Origin of the sequence: Aeromonas sp. 55A (assembly GCF_051919665.1) — a bacterium.
Taxonomy (GTDB): Bacteria; Pseudomonadota; Gammaproteobacteria; order Enterobacterales; family Aeromonadaceae; genus Aeromonas; species Aeromonas veronii.
Map to the genome: position 1 here is coordinate 3397193 of NZ_JBQBEH010000008.1, position 16785 is coordinate 3413977.

Annotated in this window: 17 protein-coding genes and 2 pseudogenes; 12 read left to right on the forward strand and 7 right to left on the reverse strand. The window is 55.3% G+C overall.

The window, feature by feature from the left end; translation table 11 throughout:
- Window positions 1-12: 12 nt before the first annotated feature.
- Window positions 13-969 (forward strand): LysR substrate-binding domain-containing protein, encoded by a 957-nt coding sequence (locus ACTG2G_RS19735; RefSeq protein WP_439985125.1) that lies wholly within the window; start codon window positions 13-15, stop codon window positions 967-969.
- Between the two features lie 81 nt (window positions 970-1050).
- On the opposite strand, the gene ribA is transcribed toward ACTG2G_RS19735, so the two are convergent.
- On the reverse strand, window positions 1051-1644 hold the full coding sequence (ribA, locus tag ACTG2G_RS19740; protein ID WP_005351157.1) for a GTP cyclohydrolase II: 594 nt from the start codon (window positions 1642-1644) through the stop codon (window positions 1051-1053).
- Window positions 1645-1892: 248 nt separating this feature from the next.
- Between ribA and cmk the strand changes: the two genes are divergently transcribed.
- From cmk to ACTG2G_RS19760, 4 genes and pseudogenes are all read left to right on the forward strand, one after another.
- Window positions 1893-2585 carry a (d)CMP kinase gene (gene cmk / locus ACTG2G_RS19745; RefSeq protein WP_019444698.1) on the forward strand — a complete coding sequence of 231 codons (693 nt, stop codon included), beginning with the start codon at window positions 1893-1895 and terminating at the stop codon, window positions 2583-2585.
- 94 nt (window positions 2586-2679) lie between these two features.
- A pseudogene (locus tag ACTG2G_RS19750) lies at window positions 2680-3546 on the forward strand (S1 RNA-binding domain-containing protein); the annotation flags it as partial.
- Window positions 3477-4519 (forward strand): annotated as a pseudogene (gene pyrD, locus ACTG2G_RS19755) (quinone-dependent dihydroorotate dehydrogenase). The pseudogenes ACTG2G_RS19750 and pyrD, both read left to right, overlap by 70 nt.
- 90 nt (window positions 4520-4609) lie before the next feature.
- A complete protein-coding gene (locus ACTG2G_RS19760) occupies window positions 4610-5146 on the forward strand; it encodes a cell division protein ZapC (RefSeq protein ID WP_005345444.1) in 537 nt (178 codons plus the stop codon).
- Here ACTG2G_RS19760 and ACTG2G_RS19765 read toward each other — a convergent pair.
- Window positions 5134-5277, reverse strand: coding sequence for a hypothetical protein (locus ACTG2G_RS19765; RefSeq protein ID WP_439984992.1), 144 nt, complete (start codon window positions 5275-5277; stop codon window positions 5134-5136). The genes ACTG2G_RS19760 and ACTG2G_RS19765 overlap by 13 nt on opposite strands.
- 249 nt (window positions 5278-5526) lie before the next feature.
- Here ACTG2G_RS19765 and ACTG2G_RS19770 point away from each other — a divergent pair, with 249 nt between their 5' ends.
- The 6 genes from ACTG2G_RS19770 to rmf all read left to right on the forward strand — a co-directional run bounded on the left by ACTG2G_RS19770 (window position 5527) and on the right by rmf (window position 10786).
- Window positions 5527-5790 (forward strand): type B 50S ribosomal protein L31, encoded by a 264-nt coding sequence (locus tag ACTG2G_RS19770; RefSeq protein WP_005336598.1) that lies wholly within the window; start codon window positions 5527-5529, stop codon window positions 5788-5790.
- Between the two features lie 4 nt (window positions 5791-5794).
- The gene (gene ykgO, locus ACTG2G_RS19775) at window positions 5795-5917 is read left to right on the forward strand and encodes a type B 50S ribosomal protein L36 (protein ID WP_439985773.1); all 123 of its coding nucleotides are present in this window, start codon (window positions 5795-5797) and stop codon (window positions 5915-5917) included.
- 139 nt (window positions 5918-6056) lie between these two features.
- Window positions 6057-8234 (forward strand): bifunctional 23S rRNA (guanine(2069)-N(7))-methyltransferase RlmK/23S rRNA (guanine(2445)-N(2))-methyltransferase RlmL, encoded by a 2178-nt coding sequence (gene rlmKL / locus ACTG2G_RS19780; RefSeq protein WP_219263899.1) that lies wholly within the window; start codon window positions 6057-6059, stop codon window positions 8232-8234.
- Complete coding sequence (locus ACTG2G_RS19785) at window positions 8234-8464, forward strand: glutaredoxin family protein (protein WP_421386466.1); 231 nt, start codon at window positions 8234-8236, stop codon at window positions 8462-8464. The genes rlmKL and ACTG2G_RS19785 overlap by 1 nt, the downstream gene beginning before the upstream one ends.
- Before the next feature lie 73 nt (window positions 8465-8537).
- Window positions 8538-10448: an ATP-binding cassette ATPase Uup gene (uup, locus tag ACTG2G_RS19790; protein ID WP_439984989.1), complete on the forward strand. Its 1911-nt coding sequence runs from the start codon at window positions 8538-8540 to the stop codon at window positions 10446-10448.
- Window positions 10449-10606: 158 nt separating this feature from the next.
- A complete protein-coding gene (gene rmf / locus ACTG2G_RS19795; RefSeq protein ID WP_005315693.1) occupies window positions 10607-10786 on the forward strand; it encodes a ribosome modulation factor in 180 nt (59 codons plus the stop codon).
- Between the two features lie 84 nt (window positions 10787-10870).
- On the opposite strand, the gene fabA is transcribed toward rmf, so the two are convergent.
- Complete coding sequence (gene fabA / locus ACTG2G_RS19800) at window positions 10871-11431, reverse strand: 3-hydroxyacyl-[acyl-carrier-protein] dehydratase FabA (protein ID WP_005336586.1); 561 nt, start codon at window positions 11429-11431, stop codon at window positions 10871-10873.
- A 77-nt stretch (window positions 11432-11508) separates the two neighbouring features.
- Complete coding sequence (locus ACTG2G_RS19805) at window positions 11509-13485, reverse strand: Lon protease family protein (RefSeq protein ID WP_421386462.1); 1977 nt, start codon at window positions 13483-13485, stop codon at window positions 11509-11511.
- Window positions 13486-13625: 140 nt separating this feature from the next.
- Between ACTG2G_RS19805 and ACTG2G_RS19810 the strand changes: the two genes are divergently transcribed.
- On the forward strand, window positions 13626-14057 hold the full coding sequence (locus ACTG2G_RS19810; RefSeq protein WP_216953578.1) for a hypothetical protein: 432 nt from the start codon (window positions 13626-13628) through the stop codon (window positions 14055-14057).
- Window positions 14058-14081: 24 nt separating this feature from the next.
- Here the strand turns inward: ACTG2G_RS19810 and ACTG2G_RS19815 are convergent, their stop codons facing one another.
- From ACTG2G_RS19815 to ACTG2G_RS19825, 3 genes are all read right to left on the reverse strand, one after another.
- Window positions 14082-14231: a hypothetical protein gene (locus ACTG2G_RS19815; RefSeq protein WP_216953579.1), complete on the reverse strand. Its 150-nt coding sequence runs from the start codon at window positions 14229-14231 to the stop codon at window positions 14082-14084.
- Window positions 14232-14956: 725 nt separating this feature from the next.
- Entirely contained in the window at window positions 14957-15487 is a 531-nt protein-coding gene (locus tag ACTG2G_RS19820; protein WP_266134645.1) for a hypothetical protein, read from the reverse strand.
- A gap of 5 nt (window positions 15488-15492) precedes the next feature.
- On the reverse strand, window positions 15493-16773 hold the full coding sequence (locus ACTG2G_RS19825; RefSeq protein WP_421386490.1) for a tyrosine-type recombinase/integrase: 1281 nt from the start codon (window positions 16771-16773) through the stop codon (window positions 15493-15495).
- Between the last annotated feature and the right edge of the window lie 12 nt (window positions 16774-16785).

The following is a 16785-nucleotide window of genomic DNA, read 5'->3' on the forward strand; positions in this document are numbered from 1 at the left end:
GAGGGCTACACCATGAAATTGCAGCAATTGCGCTATATCGTCGAGGTGGCCAACCACAGGCTGAATTTGTCGGCCACCGCCGAGAGCCTCTTTACCTCCCAGCCCGGGATCAGCAAACAGGTGCGGATGCTGGAGGATGAGCTGGGGATCCAGATCTTCGAGCGTAGCGGCAAACACCTGACCCAGATCACCCCCATCGGTCGGGATGTGATCAAAGTGGCCGCGGAGGTGCTGGACAAGGTCGCCACCATCAAGGTAATGGCCAGGCAGCATGTGCATCTGGAGCAGGGAACCCTCACCATTGCCGCTACTCATCTGCAAGCTCGCTATATTCTGCCCGCCATCCTCAAGGGTTTTATGGCCCGCTTTCCCAAAGTTGCCGTAACTGTGATGCAAGGGAGTGCGACGCAGTGCCGCGCAGCCGTGCATGATGGCGCTGCCGATCTGCTGCTGGCGGATGAACCGGAGGATGGGAGCGATCTGCTTGTGCTCCCCTCTTTTCAGTGGCAACGGGGCTTGGTGCTACCCAAGGAGCATCCGTTGGCCAAAGCAACATCGCTGACTCCGGCTGAGCTGGTGGAGTTTGCATTGGTGACCGATGGAAGGGCGCTTTCCACAGCTCATGGCACTGATTGCGCTCATGCCGAGAGCCGGATCTCCTGCTGTGCGAGCGACAGCGATGTGCTCAAGACCTATGTCAGACAAGGAATGGGCATCGGGGTGATGGCAACTTTTGCTTGGGAGCCCCAGCGCGATGGCGATCTGGTGCTCAAAACGGCGCCCTGGCTACCAGGCGGTGTAGCCGCTATCGGGTTGCGCAGAGGGGCATTTTTATGCGGCTATCTCTACGATCTGATTGAACGTCTCGCGCCGCAATTGACCCGCGAGCGGGTCGAACAATACTGTGCTGCCCGCACTGGCGAAGAGCTTGAAGCTCTGCTGGCCAATTTGACCGTACCACAGCTATAGCCAGGGTTGATGTGTGGTCGTTCCAAGAAAAACGCCTCCGATTGGGAGGCGTTTGACTATCTGGCATTCGTCAATGCAGGCTCATTTTTTGAGCATGTGATCCAGCTTGTTGGCCTTGGTCGACAGATAGAACTCGTTGTGGGGATTGCGCCCTTCCTGCAACGGTACCCGTTCGGCCACCGGAATACCGAAGGATTCCATGGCTTTCATCTTGCGCGGGTTGTTGGTCATCAGTTTGAGAGACTTGACCTCAAGCTGCTTGAGCATATCGGCGCAGATGGTGTAGTCGCGCATATCGGCGGCGAAACCAAGGGCCACGTTGGCTTCCACGGTATCGGCCCCCTGATCCTGCAGGTGATAGGCGCGGATCTTGTTGAGCAAGCCAATGCCACGGCCCTCTTGACGCACATACAGCAACACGCCACGACCGGCTTTGGCGATATTCTCCATGGCCGCCTGCAACTGGAAACCGCAGTCACAACGCAGGCTGAACAGGGCGTCGCCGGTCAGGCACTCTGAGTGGATCCGGCCCAGCACGGGCTCGTCACCGGTAATGTCGCCCATCACCAGTGCGGCGTGGTCTTTGCCTGTGCCGGTTTCCTGAAAACCTACCAGCGTGAAGGTGCCCCAGGGGGTTGGCAATTTGGATTTAGCCACGAGGGTAACGCTGCTCATAGGTTGCTCCTTACTACTAACGGCTCAAAAAAGGGGGCCAGTTTAGCGCGCCTTGTCAGGAACGACCATAAGAACAAGTCCCTGCATTGCTTAATGAAATCTCCAAATGAGATACAAGCACAGCTGTCCGGCGGGGTTTTGGCCCTTTGTGCGGATTGATGACTGCCAGGCTCACCACATTCGGGTATAATCGGCGCCCATTAACCCACCCCTTCGGGATGGGAGCAACACAGTGCAGGAGAGAAGTTATGCCTCAGATGGCCCCCGTAATGACAATTGATGGCCCCAGTGGTGCAGGTAAAGGCACCTTGTGTCAGCTGCTTGCTGAGAAGCTGGGTTGGCACTTGCTGGACTCGGGCGCCATCTATCGGGTGTTGTCCCTGGCCGCCCTGCATCACGATGTAGAGCTGGACAGTGAAGCCTCACTGGTGCCGCTGGCTGCCAATCTGGATGTGCAATTTCAGGTTGAGGGCGATTTGGTCAAGGTGATCCTGGAAGGGGAAGATGTCTCCCGCACCATCCGCACTGAAGAAGTGGGTAATGCTGCCAGTAAAATCGCCGCCTTCCCCCGTGTGCGCGAAGCCTTGCTGCGCCGTCAGCGGGCATTTCGTCAGGCCCCGGGTCTGATTGCCGATGGTCGTGACATGGGTACAGTTGTTTTCCCCGAGGCCGAGGTGAAGATTTTCCTCGACGCCAGTGCCGAAGAACGGGCCCAGCGTCGCTATAAGCAGTTGCAAGATAAGGGCTTTGATGTTAACTTTGAGCGTCTTTTAACCGAGATTCGGGAACGTGATGATCGCGACAGAAATCGCGCCACTGCACCCCTGAAACCGGCAGAAGATGCTCTGGTGGTAGACTCTACCGCCATGACCATAGATGAAGTGCTGGCAACAGTACTCGCTTATGCAGAGCAACAACTTGGTGATGCCAGCGCAAGCTGACATCCGGTCGTCTGCACCAAGGATGGCGCAGATTATTTAAAACAGCCCCGCTTGTGCCGGATTGCAAGTGGATGTTTCATTTGTGACATAAACAATGATCGAATCTTTTGCTCAACTCTTTGAAGAGTCCCTGAACGCCGTTGAAACCCGTCAAGGTTCCATCGTCAAGGGTACTGTCGTTGCTATCGAGAACGGTTTCGTACTGGTTGACGCCGGTCTGAAATCCGAGTCCGCTATCCCGGCTGAAGAATTCAAGAACGCCATGGGCGAGCTGGAAATCAACGTCGGCGACACCGTTGACGTGGCTCTGGACTCTATCGAAGATGGTTTCGGCGAAACCAAGCTGTCCCGCGAAAAAGCCAAGCGTCACGAAGCCTGGCTGCAGCTTGAGAAGGCTTACGAAGAGCAAGCTACCGTTATCGGTATCATCAACGGCAAGGTCAAGGGTGGTTTCACCGTTGAACTGAACGGCATCCGTGCCTTCCTGCCGGGTTCTCTGGTTGACGTGCGTCCGATCCGTGACACCGCTCACCTGGAAAACAAAGAACTCGAGTTCAAAGTCATCAAGCTGGACCAGAAGCGCAACAACGTTGTTGTTTCCCGTCGTGCCGTGATCGAGACCGAGAACACCTCCGAGCGCGAAAGCCTGCTGGCTAACCTGCAAGAAGGTCAAGAAGTTAAGGGTATCGTCAAGAACCTGACCGACTACGGTGCATTCGTAGATCTGGGCGGTGTTGACGGCCTGCTGCACATCACCGACATGGCGTGGAAGCGCGTTAAGCATCCTTCCGAAATCGTCAACGTTGGCGACGAGATCGCTGTCAAGGTTCTGAAGTTCGACCGCGAGCGTACCCGTGTATCCCTGGGTCTGAAGCAGCTGGGCGAAGATCCCTGGGTTGCTATCGCCAAGCGTTACCCGGAGACCACCCGTCTGTCTGGCCGCGTGACCACCTGTTCAAACTCAATCCGGAACAGGCTCACGATCTCTCCATGAAATATTTGCCCCGCCTTCTCGGTACGCCACTCGATTGTTTCTTCCGCCAGAATTTGCCGAAACGCCCCGTCACTGTCATGGGGCTTTCTTTGCCAATCCGGTGGGGTTGGCGGCCGGTCTGGATAAAGATGGTGAGTGCATTGACGCGCTGGGCGCCATGGGATTTGGCTTTATCGAGGTCGGTACCGTCACCCCCAGACCCCAAAGCGGCAATGACAAGCCCCGCCTGTTCCGGGTTATTCCGGCAGAGGGGATCATCAACCGGATGGGATTCAACAACAAGGGGGTGGAGCATCTGGTGGCCAAGGTAAAAGAGACCAAATATCAGGGGGTCATCGGCATTAATATCGGTAAAAACAAAGATACTCCCATCGAACAGGGCAAGGATGATTACCTGATCTGCATGGACAAGGTTTATGATCATGCCGGTTATATTGCCGTCAATATCTCTTCCCCCAACACCCCGGGTTTGCGTTCGCTGCAATATGGCGAGGCGCTGGATGAATTGCTGGCTGCTCTCAAGGTGCGCCAGCAAGAGCTGGCCGCCCAATATAAAAAGTATGTGCCACTGGCGGTTAAAATTGCCCCGGATTTAAGCCTTGAAGAAATAGATCAGGTGGCCGCTTCGCTGGTACGGAATGGTATTGATGGGGTTATCGCCACCAATACCACCCTCGAGCGCGAGATGATTTATGACATGCCCCACGCCGGTGAAGCGGGTGGCCTGAGTGGTCGTCCGCTGCAGCACAAGAGTACCGAGGTGATCCGTCATCTGGCCAAGGCGCTCAATGGTGCTCTGCCAATTATCGGTGTGGGTGGTATTGATAGTGCCATGGCCGCCCGTGAAAAATTGGCCGCCGGTGCCAGTCTGGTACAAATTTATAGCGGCTTTATTTATAAAGGGCCGGGGTTGGTCAAAGAGATTGTGACCAATATTTAAGAAATAGATGGCGGGGCCCTTTATTTGACGTTGCTGATTTCCTGCATATGGAATAAAGTCAACTGGTAATTATCAAGTAAGGGCTCCAACATGTTTATCCAACCGACCGATAGCTGGCAATGGCACTATGATGCCCAGAGTGACCGTCTGATGTTGGACCTGTCTGATAACATGTTATTTGCGACCGAGTATAAAGGGCGACAATTGGTGCCCAGCTCATTTGCAACCCAGCCTTTTTGTGTTGATGATGCCGCCCTCTATTATCAGTTGATGGATAAAGCAGCCGAACTTGAGTGGAGTATTCCGCATCAGGTTCAGTTGGTGCTTAATGCCATCGCGGTCAGTCGTTTTTATAAACCCCTGATGCCGCAAAGCTGGTTTTTTAGTGAACAGCATCCGCAAGTGATCCCGCAAAACGGTGATCTGGTCCTGATGAATACACCTCATGGCAACGGCGAATTTATGGTCATTGAGGCAGGGGATCAGGCTAGCGTCTGTTTGAACCTCACTGCCGATCTGGTATTGACCACCAGTAAAACCTTGCCGCGTTTCGGGGTGATCAAGGTGATGAATAACCGGATGAAGCCGCGTATTACCGTGACCGAGCAATATCGTCAGGTCAGTTGATATATTTTCACCAATCTTTTTATCTCTGTGATTATACCGCTGCCTGTTTTTACTGTGATCACCTCAATAGCGCCTCGTTTCTGATACTTCATTGATCCGCGATCATCTTGCCCATTCTCATTGATCTTCATGGTTGTGATCCTGCCTCTCTTGAGGCTTGTTACATCCACTTGCACCTCGTGTTCTGACCCACGCAGTGTCTTGGTCTTTCGTGCTGCAAGCATGGTACCTTCCTCTTGTTTCGTTCTGCTTGCGTGGTGCCTTCACCTCGCTATCAACACATCACTCACTGCTGCGATTTTCTACATACGACATTTTATGCTTGAAACGAGAGCTATTCTCACTTACATTTTGTTATAATATAACAAAATGGAGTTGCTATGAAGCCTCATATTCATCCTGATTATCGTTTGGTGCTGTTCCATGACACGGCGGCAGATGCCTTTTTCCTGGTCGGTTCAACCATCAAGAGCGATCGCCGCTACACGTGGCAAGATGGGAAGGAGTATCCCTACGTATCGCTCGATGTTTCCAGCCAGTCGCACTCGTTCTATACCGGCAAGCAGAAGCAGGTATCGAGCGAGGGGAGTGTAGCCCGTTTCAACAAGCGCTTTGGCGCATTTTCAAGCAAGAAGGAGTCCTGAATGCTTGGTCGTCTGTTCACTCAAATCCGCACGGGCGCGTCATCCCGATTGTCAGTTGGTGCGCCGCCGCGGCAAATTGTTCGTGATTTGCAAAAGCAATCCCCGTTTCAAGGCTCGCATGAAGTGATCCGCTAAATGATGTCTGGCCCCATGATCTCGCCATCGGGTTGTCATGGGGCCTTTTACCTTTTCACCACCTATCAATCTGTTTCCATCCTGCTGTTTGCGCCGACTTTTGCATGCTCCAGCCCGCCTGATGAGGTATAATGCGGCACTATTTTTATGGGTTCCCCGTGAGCGTGATGAAAGAATTTTTTGCAACCTGCCCCAAGGGGCTGGAAAACCTGTTGGCCGACGAGCTGACCAATCTTGGCGCAGAGCAGGTCCGTGAGACCGTGGCTGGCGTCCATTTCAAAGGCGAACTGGCGATTGGCTACAAGGCCTGCCTGTGGAGCCGTTTTGCCTCCCGTATCGTGCTGGTGCTCTCCGAATTCCAGATGAACGATGATCTGGATCTCTATCTGGGCGCCCACACAATCCCCTGGGAAGAGCACTTCTCCGGTACCTCTACCATCGCGGTGGACTTTACCGGTACCAACCCTGCCATTCGCAATACCCAATATGGCGCGCTGAAAATCAAGGATGCCATCGTCGACCGCTTCACCAAGCGCGGTCACGTGCGTCCGGACGTGGACAAGAAGTCGCCGGATATTCGCATCATGGCGCACCTGGGCAAAGGCAAGGCCAATATCACGCTGGACTTGTCAGGCCCGGCGTTGCATCAGCGTTTCTATCGTCAGGGCACCGGTGAAGCTCCGCTCAAAGAAAACCTAGCCTGCGCCATGATTGCCCGTAGTGGCTGGGCCGGTGAGCCCATGATGGACCCGATGTGCGGTTCCGGTACGCTGCTGATCGAAGCGGCCTTTATCGCGGCCGACATGGCGCCGGCGCTGCGCCGCGAGCGCTTCGGTTTCGATCGCTGGCTGCAGCACGATAGTGAGCTGTGGCAGAGCCTGATGATGGAAGCGCAAGTGCGCGCCAAACGCGGTATGCAGCGTTGTGAAGTGAAGCTGTTTGGCTGTGATGCCGACCAGCGCGTGCTGCTCAAAGCTCGCGACAACGCCAAAGCGGCCGGTGTGGCCCACCTCATCACCTTCAAGCAGGCCGATGTCACCAAGCTGGAAAACCCACTGCCGATGCCGACTGTGGAAGGGGAGGCTCGCCAAGTCGGTATGCTGATCTCCAACCCGCCTTACGGCGAGCGTCTTGGCGAGTTCCCGGCGCTGCTGGAAGTGCATCAGGCCCTTGGCGATGCTCTGCGTCGCAGCTTCCAGGGTTGGAAAGTCTCTATTCTTTCCGCATCCCCCGAGCTGCTCAGCTGTCTGCGCCTGCGCGCCGACAAGCAATATCGCCTGTTCAACGGCGCCCTCGAGTGTCAGCTGCGCAATTATCAAATCGCACTGGACTCCGTGGCCTCCCAAAAAGAGGTGGCGCAGGACTTTGCCAACCGTCTGCGCAAGAATCTGAAAACCCTCGAGAAGTGGGCCAACAAAGAGGGCATCGATTGCTATCGCCTCTACGATGCCGATTTGCCGGAATACAACGCCGCCATCGACCGTTATCAGGACTATCTGGTGGTGCAAGAGTATGCCGCGCCCAAAGACATCCCCGCCCAGAAAACCCGTCAACGTCTGCTCGACATGGTTCAGGCCGCCATCAAGGTGACCGGCATGGACGGCGAGAAAGTGATCCTGAAGGTGCGTGAGCGTCAGGAAGGGAAACAACAGTATCAGAAGCTCTCCGAAGAGCAGCACCGGATGGAAGTGCAGGAGTACGGTGCCCGTCTGTGGGTCAACCTCTACGACTATCTGGATACCGGCCTGTTCCTCGACCACCGTCAGACTCGCCGCATGCTGGGTCAGATGGCCAAGGGCAAGCGCTTCCTGAACCTGTTTGCCTACACCGGCAGTGCCACCGTGCACGCAGGTCTTGGCGGTGCCAGCGAGACCACCACAGTGGACATGTCCCACACCTACCTGAACTGGGCGCAGGACAACATGCGTCTCAACTCGCTGGTGGGCCGTCAGCACAAGTTTGTGCAGGCAGATTGCCTGAAGTGGCTGTCGGAAGCGGACGAGCAGTACGACCTCATCTTCATCGATCCGCCCACCTTCTCCAACTCCAAGCGGATGGACGAGAGCTTCGACGTACAGCGCGATCACCTGTTGCTGATGCAGCACCTGAAGCGCCTGCTGGCGGCGGACGGCACTCTGGTCTTCTCCAACAACAAGCGTCACTTCAAGATGGATCTGGCCGGTCTCGAGGCCACTGGTCTCAAGGCCCAGAACATCACCCAGAAGACGCGACCGAAGGATTTCGAGCGCAACCAGCACATCCACAACTGCTGGATCATCACCCATGCACCGGAGCAAGGCGAGGCGTGATGCTGACCCTGTTTCATACCGACGGTTGCCACCTGTGCGAGCTGGCCTGGGCGCTGGTGGAGGAGGCAGGTCTTGCCGCCGCCACCCGCCAGTGCGACATCATGGATGATGAGCAGTGGCTTGCCGCCTATCGGGTGCGCATTCCGGTGCTGCGTGACGAAGCAGGCCGCGAGCTCGGTTGGCCCTTCACACTGGCCGAGCTCAAAGGCTGGCTCGCTCGTCAGGGTTGATTTGTGATTTGACGATGAAACGGGAGCAGACCCAGTCTGTTGCCCGTTTTTTCATATGAGATAAGGAACGAACATGGCTCTTTTAACATTGCACGGCGCGTGTCTGTCGTTCAGTGATTTTCCGTTGCTCGACAAGGCCGAGCTGACCATAGAGCGAGGCGAGCGCCTCTGTCTGGTGGGCCGCAACGGGGCGGGCAAGTCCACCCTGATGAAGGTCATTGCCGGTGAATTGCCCCTCGATGATGGCCGTCTGGTGTTGCAGCAGGACTTGAAAGTGACTCGTCTTGAGCAGGATCCGCCCACCTCGAGCGAGCTCACCGTGTTTGATTACGCCGCCGAAGGGCTGGCCGGAGTCGGTGAGCTGCTCAAGCAGTATCACCACGTCTCCATGGCGCTGGCGAGTGACCCGTCCGATGCCAACATTCGCAAGATGAGCCAGCTGCAGGAGCAGCTCGATTATCAGAATGGCTGGCAGTACGAGACCCGCATCAATCAGGTGCTGACCCTGCTTGGTCTTGATCCTGACGTGACCCTCGACAGTCTCTCCGGTGGCTGGCTGCGCAAGGTGGCGCTGGCCCGTGCACTGGCATGCGATCCCGATCTGCTGCTGCTCGATGAGCCGACCAACCACCTGGATATCGAGGCCATCAACTGGCTGGAAGAGTTCCTCAAGGATTTCCGTGGCGCCATCGTTTTCATCTCCCACGACCGTGAGTTCATCCACAAGCTGGCGACCCGGATCATCGATCTGGATCGCGGCGTGATCACCTCCTGGCCCGGCAACTATGACGAGTACCAGCAGGGCAAAGAGGAGTGGCTGCGGGTCGAAGAGCTGAAAAATGCCGAGTTCGATCGCAAGCTGGCGCAGGAGGAGGTGTGGGTACGCCAGGGGATCAAGGCGCGCCGTACCCGTAACGAGGGGCGAGTGCGCGCCCTCAAGGCGATGCGCATGGAGCGTACCCAGCGTCGCGAACTGCAGGGCAAAGCCAAGCTGCAACTCGACGAGGCGAGCCGCTCCGGCAAGCTGGTATTTGAAGCTGAAGGGTTGGGACTCGACTTTGGTGATCGCACCCTGTTCGAGGGGCTAGATCTGCAGGTGCTGCGTGGCGACAAGATTGCGCTGGTCGGCCCCAACGGTTGCGGCAAGTCGACCCTGATCAAGCTGCTGCTGGGTCAGCTAGATGCCACTCGTGGTTCGGTGCGTCAGGGTACCAATCTGGAAGTGGCCTACTTCGATCAGTACCGCGAACAGCTCGATCCCGAGAAAACGGTGGTGGACAACGTCGGGGAGGGCAAGCAGGAGGTGATGGTGCGTGGCCGCTCCCGTCACATCCTTGGTTACTTGCAGGACTTCCTGTTTGAACCCAAGCGGGCTCGAACGCCGGTCAAGGTACTCTCCGGCGGTGAGAAAAACCGTCTGCTGCTGGCCAAGCTGTTCCTTAAACCCAGCAACCTGCTGATCCTCGATGAACCGACCAACGATCTCGACGTCGAAACGCTTGAATTGCTGGAAGAGCTGCTGGCGGACTATCCAGGCACTCTGCTGCTGGTGAGTCACGATCGTCGTTTCATTGACAATACCGTGACCGGTTGCTGGCTGTTTGAGGGGGATGGCCGCATCAGCGACTACGTGGGCGGCTATGCCGACATGATGGCGACCCGCGAACAGCAGAATGCCCAGCAACAGGTCAAGTGCACACCGGTGAAGGCTCCCGAGCCGCTAGCCACAGTGAGCGAAGCGCCGAAGAAAGGCAAAAAACTCTCCTACAAGCTGCAGCTTGAACTGGATGGTCTGCCGGCGCGTCTTGAGCAGCTGGAAGCCGAACTCGATGCGCTGCAAAGCGAGATCAACCAGCCAGGGTTCTTCTCGCTGCCGGCAGATAAAACCCAGCCGAAACTCGATGCGCTCAATGCCGCTGAAGCCGCGCTGGAACAGGCATTTGCTCGCTGGGAAGAGCTGGAAGGACTCAAAAATCAGGAGTAAGTTCCCTGTAATTAAAACTTAATCCAGTTCAGTGCCTTGTGTCACATAGCCCGGTTAGGGTGGAAGTTTTTGTTTGACCGAGTGCGCTCGCAGGAGTAAAGATGAAAGCGACCGATGCAGAATTGGTCGCTTTTTTTGTTCCACGAAGAGGGTCGTAGATGATGAAGAGACAGAAGCGGGACCGTCTGGAAAGAGCTCGTGCTCGTGGTTATCAGGCTGGCGTGGTCGGCAAACAGAAAGAAGCGTGTCCGTATCAATGCCTGGATGCCCGAGGGCATTGGCTTGGTGGTTGGCGTGACGCCATGGAAGGGCGGGGCTCAGGCCTCTTCATGAAGTAGCAGGTACTTCATCACTCATTACAAAAGGAAAGGGGCCGTTGTGGCCCCTTTGCGTTAATGCTGTTTTACCACCAATCAGAGAGATCAGAATGCGGTGGTATCTTTGAACAGGCCCACTTTCAGGTCGGTGGCGCTGTAGATAGGACGGCCGTCGACTTCGACCACACCATCAGCAATCCCCATCACCAGCTTGCGGTTGATGACGCGCTTGAAGGTGATCTTGTAGGTCACTTTCTTGGCAGTCGGCAGGATCTGGCCGGTAAATTTCACTTCACCGACACCCAGCGCACGGCCTTTGCCCGGGCCACCTTTCCAGCCAAGGAAGAAGCCAACCAACTGCCACATGGCATCCAGACCGAGACAGCCAGGCATCACGGGATCACCCGGGAAGTGGCAATCGAAGAACCAGAGATCCGGAGTAATGTCGAGCTCAGCCAGGATCTCGCCCTTGCCGTGTTCGCCGCCGTTGTCATTGATCTTGACGATGCGGTCCATCATCAACATGTTGGGGGCAGGCAGCTGACTGTTACCCTCACCAAACAGTTCGCCACGGCTGCAAGCCAGCAGCTCTTCACGGGTAAAAGAGTTCTTGCCCTGTTCGCACAGGGAAAGGCGGGCTTCCATGGTGGTATTGTCTACGGTCACGCGGTATTTCCTTCAAATGGGTCAAAGCCTGGCCAATTTAGCTTACAGTTGTTAGCTAAACAACTCCGATCACTTCATCAGCGGCCAAACAGGCGCCCCAACAGGGATTGCAGCAGTCCGACTTTGGCAGTGGAGCCGTTCAACTCGTCCAACCGCTCCTGAATACGGCCAAACAGGGTATCGGGCATATCAGGCTCACCGGCGACACAGCCAGTCAGCAACTCGATGGCCTCTTCCACATGATCCACCGGGTGGATGTGGAACTGGCCTGCTTCAACCGCTGCAATCACCTCGTCAGAGAGGTTCAGCTGCTGGATGTTGGTGCCCGGCAAAATGATCCCTTGCTTGCCGGTGATGCCGTGGATTTTGCACACCCGGAAGAAGCCTTCAATCTTCTCGTTCACGCCACCAACGGCCTGCACATTGCCAAACTGATCGACCGCACCGGTCACGGCGAAGTGCTGATAGATAGGCTGGCGGGCGAGGGCAGAGAGCAGGGCACACAAGCCGGTCAGGGAGGCGCTGTCGCCATCAATTTCGTGGTAAGACTGCTCGAACACCAGATTGGCCGACAGGGGGGAGGGGTTCTCTGCACCAAATTTGTTGGAGAGATAGCCGTGGATAATCATCATCGCCTTGGCGTGGATATGACCGGCCAGCTCCGCTTTGCGCTCGATATCCGCCACATCGCCATCACCAAGGTGTACGGTCGCGGTGAGGCGCACCGGTTCACCGAAGTCATAGGGGTGACCGGAGACCTGAATGACAGACAGGCCGTTGATCTGGCCAATCTCTTCGCCATCGGTTTGCAGCAGGATCTGGCCGTCGATAACCCCCTGATCGGACTGCTCAACCAGATAGTTGAGGCGGTAATCCTGCTCTTCCAGTGCGCCGCTAATATGCTCGTCGGTGACCACATCAGATTCCAGCTCCCGGGCCAGACTGTCAGCCATCCGCATGATGGCGGAGAGTTGCACTTCGGAGAGCGACAGCCACTCCTGATGGTCACAGAGGCGGCTGGCATGACGACAAAGGGCGGCGAGGGCGGCTGGCGTGAAGTCCAGCAGACTCCAACGCTGGCGCAGCCAGGCCAGGTACTGCAGAAATTCCTGCAGATCCTCTTCAATATTCACCTCTGACACCAGATCCGCGCGCAGGAAGATGCGTTCGGACATATCGCGATCCAGCATCTGGAACTCGGCCACGTCGAGTCGGTCACCGACCAGGATCAGCTTGAGCTTGATGGGGGTCGCTTCAGGCGCGAAGAAGGGGGTCAGGGTTTTCCCTTCCTGATAGGCGTTCCAGTCCAGCTCGCCTTTTTGCATGGCATTTTTTAGTTTGAACCAGAGGTGCGGCTGATCCAGCAGCTCGTCCAGTTGCAAAATGAGGTAGCCGCCGTTGGCTTCGCGCAGCAAGCCAGGCTCCAACAGGTGCTGGTTAGCATAGACAGAGCCTTGCTCTGTCTGGTAGTTGATGGAGCCAAACAGGGTATCCCAGTTGAGATCACGGCCATAAATCACCGGCGCTTCCTGCGCTTCGTGATGGATCAACAGGTTGATCAGAATGGGGTGCTGAAACTCCAGACCCAATGCCACGTGAGCCGCCAGATCGGAGAGGAAATCATCGATTTTCGGATCATTGTTCTGCTTGCGCATGATGCGGGTCACGATGCGTTCGGCATCGAGATGGTGGCTCAACAGCTTGAGCAGTTCGCCAACCATTTCGCAAAACTCGACGCCAGTGCCCGGTTGCAGGCGCAGCCAGATAGGCTTGTATGGGTTGTTCAGATTCTCGGTGTAGCAAAGGTCAAACAGGTCACCATCCTTGCCATTTGAGTCGGCAATCAACGTTTGGCAAACGCCTTCGTAATCTGCGCCGGGGAACCCGTTGAGCAGCATGACCGGACAGTCACCATCAAAACTGGCAAGACGTTTGATGCCGGAAATGGCTCTGGGTTGCAGCGCAGCAAAGGGGATAGGTTCAAGCTCGCTGAGCTTGGTGAACTGTTCAATCGCAAAAGCGGGTTTTAATTGTTCTGATGTTAATTCAGCCACTTAAGACATCCGGTCGAAGATAGGATCAATTGTTGCCATTATACACAGTTCAATAAGTGGTGACAGGAAACAAGATAGTTGATTTAACATAATATGCATTATGCGCAGTGATGGGTTTCTACGTTTTGGAGTTATTTCCGATGAAACACAGCCGTCGCCCACAGGATCGACTCTTGCTGGATGCATTAACCGCCGGTGTCGATCTGTTGACACCACTGCGGCGCCATCGGTTTCGGCAGCTAGATATCAGTGTGCCCGATGACCACCAGTTGCTGTGGTTCGACGTGTTCCCGTTGGCCGGTGCGTTGGTGTTGATTCATAAGGACACCCCGTTGTGGATCTGCCGCTGGCAGTTGGTCAACCGTGTGGCGGTTATCCACGACTGGCGGGCCTTTTGGTACACCCATCAACAGGATTTTGCCCATCTGCCGCTGGAGGCGATTTGTTGGCTATCCAGTCGTTACCAGGTTAAATGGGATTCGCCCAGTGGCAGGTACTTTTGGCAGCGCTGCCTGCGGGAGGCCCGCGCCCGTGGCCTGTCGGTGAACGCTAGTGCTATAGGCCAGCCCTAAACATTGCTCACCGGGTTGGATGGCTCAGGCATGATCGATTGGCGCGACCTCGCGGCGTGCAGCATGGAGCTCGTCGGACATTTCCCCTGGGCTGATGCGCCGCACCACATCCACAGGCCAGGCGCTGCCGGTTTGCAGGACGCTGATGATCTCGGTCATTTCTGGGTGAGACATGTTGAAGGTCAAGAATAACAGAGTCTTTACAAATTATGCCGATAACCCCATTTATCGGCATCTCTGTGAGAGATAACATTGAGTGAATTTAACCACTACGGCGACACAACTCCGGTCAATGCGATCCATGATGAAGAACCATCTTGATATCTTGCAGCCAAATGCAGAAGAACCTCACCTAAAGCAGGCAATGCATCGTGCTTGGTGCCATAGCGTTGGCAATAGAATTGGCTAGTTCACCAACTGCTCATTTAGCTGTACCCGAACATGTCTTGGGACCATGTCCCCTCCCCTTAGTCGATATTCTGAAACCACAAATGTCCCATCTTGAGACAAGAGTCCACTATTAGAGGCTGTCTTGACCTGGTTAAAGTAGTCGCCTTAATGGGTGGACAGATCCCCTGCCCTTACTCAAAATGCTAAAAATGCAAATTTCCCGTATTGAATAGTTCACACTTACAACAGTGCCGGATCATTAATGCCCTTGATGCAATAAGCGCTCCCTCCCCTCTTGGTTTTCGTGACTTTTATAATGGTGCATTTAACGTAACCATTTATATATTTTCGTTATGTTGTGTTTGGCTCCTGAGTGTTTTCGGTAGCCCACGATGATGACCATTCGTATAAGTCATCAAATCACCTTTTTAGACCTCAATGCACTCTACAGAGAGAATGAAAAAGACCCGCCTTTTGCGAGACGAGTCTTGTTCTTTCAATCCGGCTGATCAGGCTATTAGCCAATGTTTGCGTTTGGGCATGGGCGTTCGCGGATGGGATATGTGGGCATTGCTGCACATATCCATGATTAGCCTCTTCAGTTCATTCATATCGACAGCGTGAAGTGTTAACGACCAGAATGCTCTCGCCTGGCTGTAGTGCATGCCGTTGGTATAGAGCAGGGTGTCATTTGCAAAATGAAGTTGGCTACAGGGTGCCTCCATCTGCAATCCTGTTTCGGGAAACCAGATATTCAACGTGCCTGAGGGGATAAGGGTAAATTGCGCCATCAGATCGCCTTGTCCGACAATCTTGTAGGTCTTCTTGATGATGTCTATCGGCATAGGGGGTTGTCTCGATGTTTGAGCAAGCGATTTGGTTATTTTTCTCTCTGATACGGAATAAATATTGATCCCGCGGATGGCTACCTGCTCGTTCTTAACAGCCCTGCTGTTCCCTGAACCGGTTGCCATCCAGAGAAGTACAAAATAACGGCACCAGCTTGAATGAGACCTTAATGAATCACTTTTTTTGGTCACGATGCTCACCCGCCCTTTGAACGATTATCTCTCGTTTGTTGGCTCAATCTGTCTAGCGGTTTTTGTTGCGCGCTCTCATGTCGTTCGCTGTTGCTGGTGTGCAGGTATTTCGAAGTGGTGTCGATGCTGTCATGTCCTGCATCGGCTTGTACGTGGGAAAGCGGTCTCCCATGCAGGTTGATGTCATGGGTGATCCCGGTGTGGCGGATCGCATGGGGAGAGAGTTGCCGCATTTCGGCCGCATCCTGGACAAATCCATCCTGCTCTGCCAATTCTGCGCCTTTACCGATGATCACCATGATCAAATCCCGTAACTGGCGAATACCGAGATTGGCGTTGAGTTCCCCTTGCTCGCGGCCGTGGGCTGCCGCTTTATGGCGAACGAACAGCGGTGTCTGTTCATCCGGTGTTGGCAAGGGAGAAAGACCGAGGAAACGGCGGTAGCGTTCGAGTGCCGCCAACAGCGCTTGGGATACCGCTACGGTACGCCGTTTGCCCCCTTTGCTTTGCGGAATAAAGTAGCCCCAGACGCCGGTTTTACGATCCCGCCTGAACTGCCCCATCACAGGGGTAAAGCCCGGCCGGGCTGCAACCTCAGAGATCCGCAGATAGCAGGCGTACATCAGAATGGTGAGAAAACGGCTGCGTTCGTGTTGCTCCGGATGGTCGTTGGCAAGGGTGTCGGCGGCCTGCATAACGTATGACCACTGCAACTCGCTGAAGACCTGCACCTGATCATTGGCCTCCAGCTGTTGCGGCCGTTTGACCCGCTGCAGTAGCAGAGCGGGATTCCTGTCCATGTACTCCTCCTGGATCAGGAACTGGAAGAAGGCGGACAAGATGGCGAGCTTGGTCTTCATCGCCTGCTCGCTTAGGCGATAGGGCAAGGTGCGGCCCAGCTCCCGCTTGCCGAGAAACGGTCGCCATTGCGGGTTGGGCAACCGCTCTCCCCACTCCTTGTCGAGGACAAACTGCGCCACGTTGCGATAGGCGATCAACTCTTCAGGGGGCGACTGACAGTAGTCGAGATAGCGGATCATGATGCGGCGAGTGAGATCTTTCGGGCTGATGGCCGCCTCGCGAAAGCACCAGTGCAAAAAAGTGGTCAGTTCGCTGCGATAGGTTTTGTAGTTGTTTTCGCTGTTGCGCTGCTCCAGCAGCCAATCGACCGCCAGTTCGTAAACCAGCCCGGCATCGGGCACATCGTTGAGGCTGAGGTTGGCAAGGTACTGATTGACCTGTGGGTTACCGGCCTCCAGATAGATAAGGCTGTCAAACAGCGGCATGGCTGGCGGCAA

What these genes read in the sequence shown, in the direction of transcription:
- ACTG2G_RS19825 (WP_421386490.1), bottom strand. Translation starts at nt 16,773, where the DNA reads ATGCCGCTGTTTGACAGCCTTATCTATCTGGAGGCCGGTAACCCACAG.
- rmf (WP_005315693.1), top strand. Translation starts at nt 10,607, where the DNA reads ATGATGAAGAGACAGAAGCGGGACCGTCTGGAAAGAGCTCGTGCTCGT.
- ACTG2G_RS19735 (WP_439985125.1), top strand. Translation starts at nt 13, where the DNA reads ATGAAATTGCAGCAATTGCGCTATATCGTCGAGGTGGCCAACCACAGG.
- cmk (WP_019444698.1), top strand. Translation starts at nt 1,893, where the DNA reads ATGCCTCAGATGGCCCCCGTAATGACAATTGATGGCCCCAGTGGTGCA.
- ribA (WP_005351157.1), bottom strand. Translation starts at nt 1,644, where the DNA reads ATGAGCAGCGTTACCCTCGTGGCTAAATCCAAATTGCCAACCCCCTGG.
- ACTG2G_RS19815 (WP_216953579.1), bottom strand. Translation starts at nt 14,231, where the DNA reads ATGTCTCACCCAGAAATGACCGAGATCATCAGCGTCCTGCAAACCGGC.
- uup (WP_439984989.1), top strand. Translation starts at nt 8,538, where the DNA reads ATGGCTCTTTTAACATTGCACGGCGCGTGTCTGTCGTTCAGTGATTTT.
- ACTG2G_RS19765 (WP_439984992.1), bottom strand. Translation starts at nt 5,277, where the DNA reads ATGAAGATCAATGAGAATGGGCAAGATGATCGCGGATCAATGAAGTAT.
- rlmKL (WP_219263899.1), top strand. Translation starts at nt 6,057, where the DNA reads ATGCGGCACTATTTTTATGGGTTCCCCGTGAGCGTGATGAAAGAATTT.
- ACTG2G_RS19760 (WP_005345444.1), top strand. Translation starts at nt 4,610, where the DNA reads ATGTTTATCCAACCGACCGATAGCTGGCAATGGCACTATGATGCCCAG.
- ACTG2G_RS19785 (WP_421386466.1), top strand. Translation starts at nt 8,234, where the DNA reads ATGCTGACCCTGTTTCATACCGACGGTTGCCACCTGTGCGAGCTGGCC.
- ACTG2G_RS19810 (WP_216953578.1), top strand. Translation starts at nt 13,626, where the DNA reads ATGAAACACAGCCGTCGCCCACAGGATCGACTCTTGCTGGATGCATTA.
- ACTG2G_RS19770 (WP_005336598.1), top strand. Translation starts at nt 5,527, where the DNA reads ATGAAGCCTCATATTCATCCTGATTATCGTTTGGTGCTGTTCCATGAC.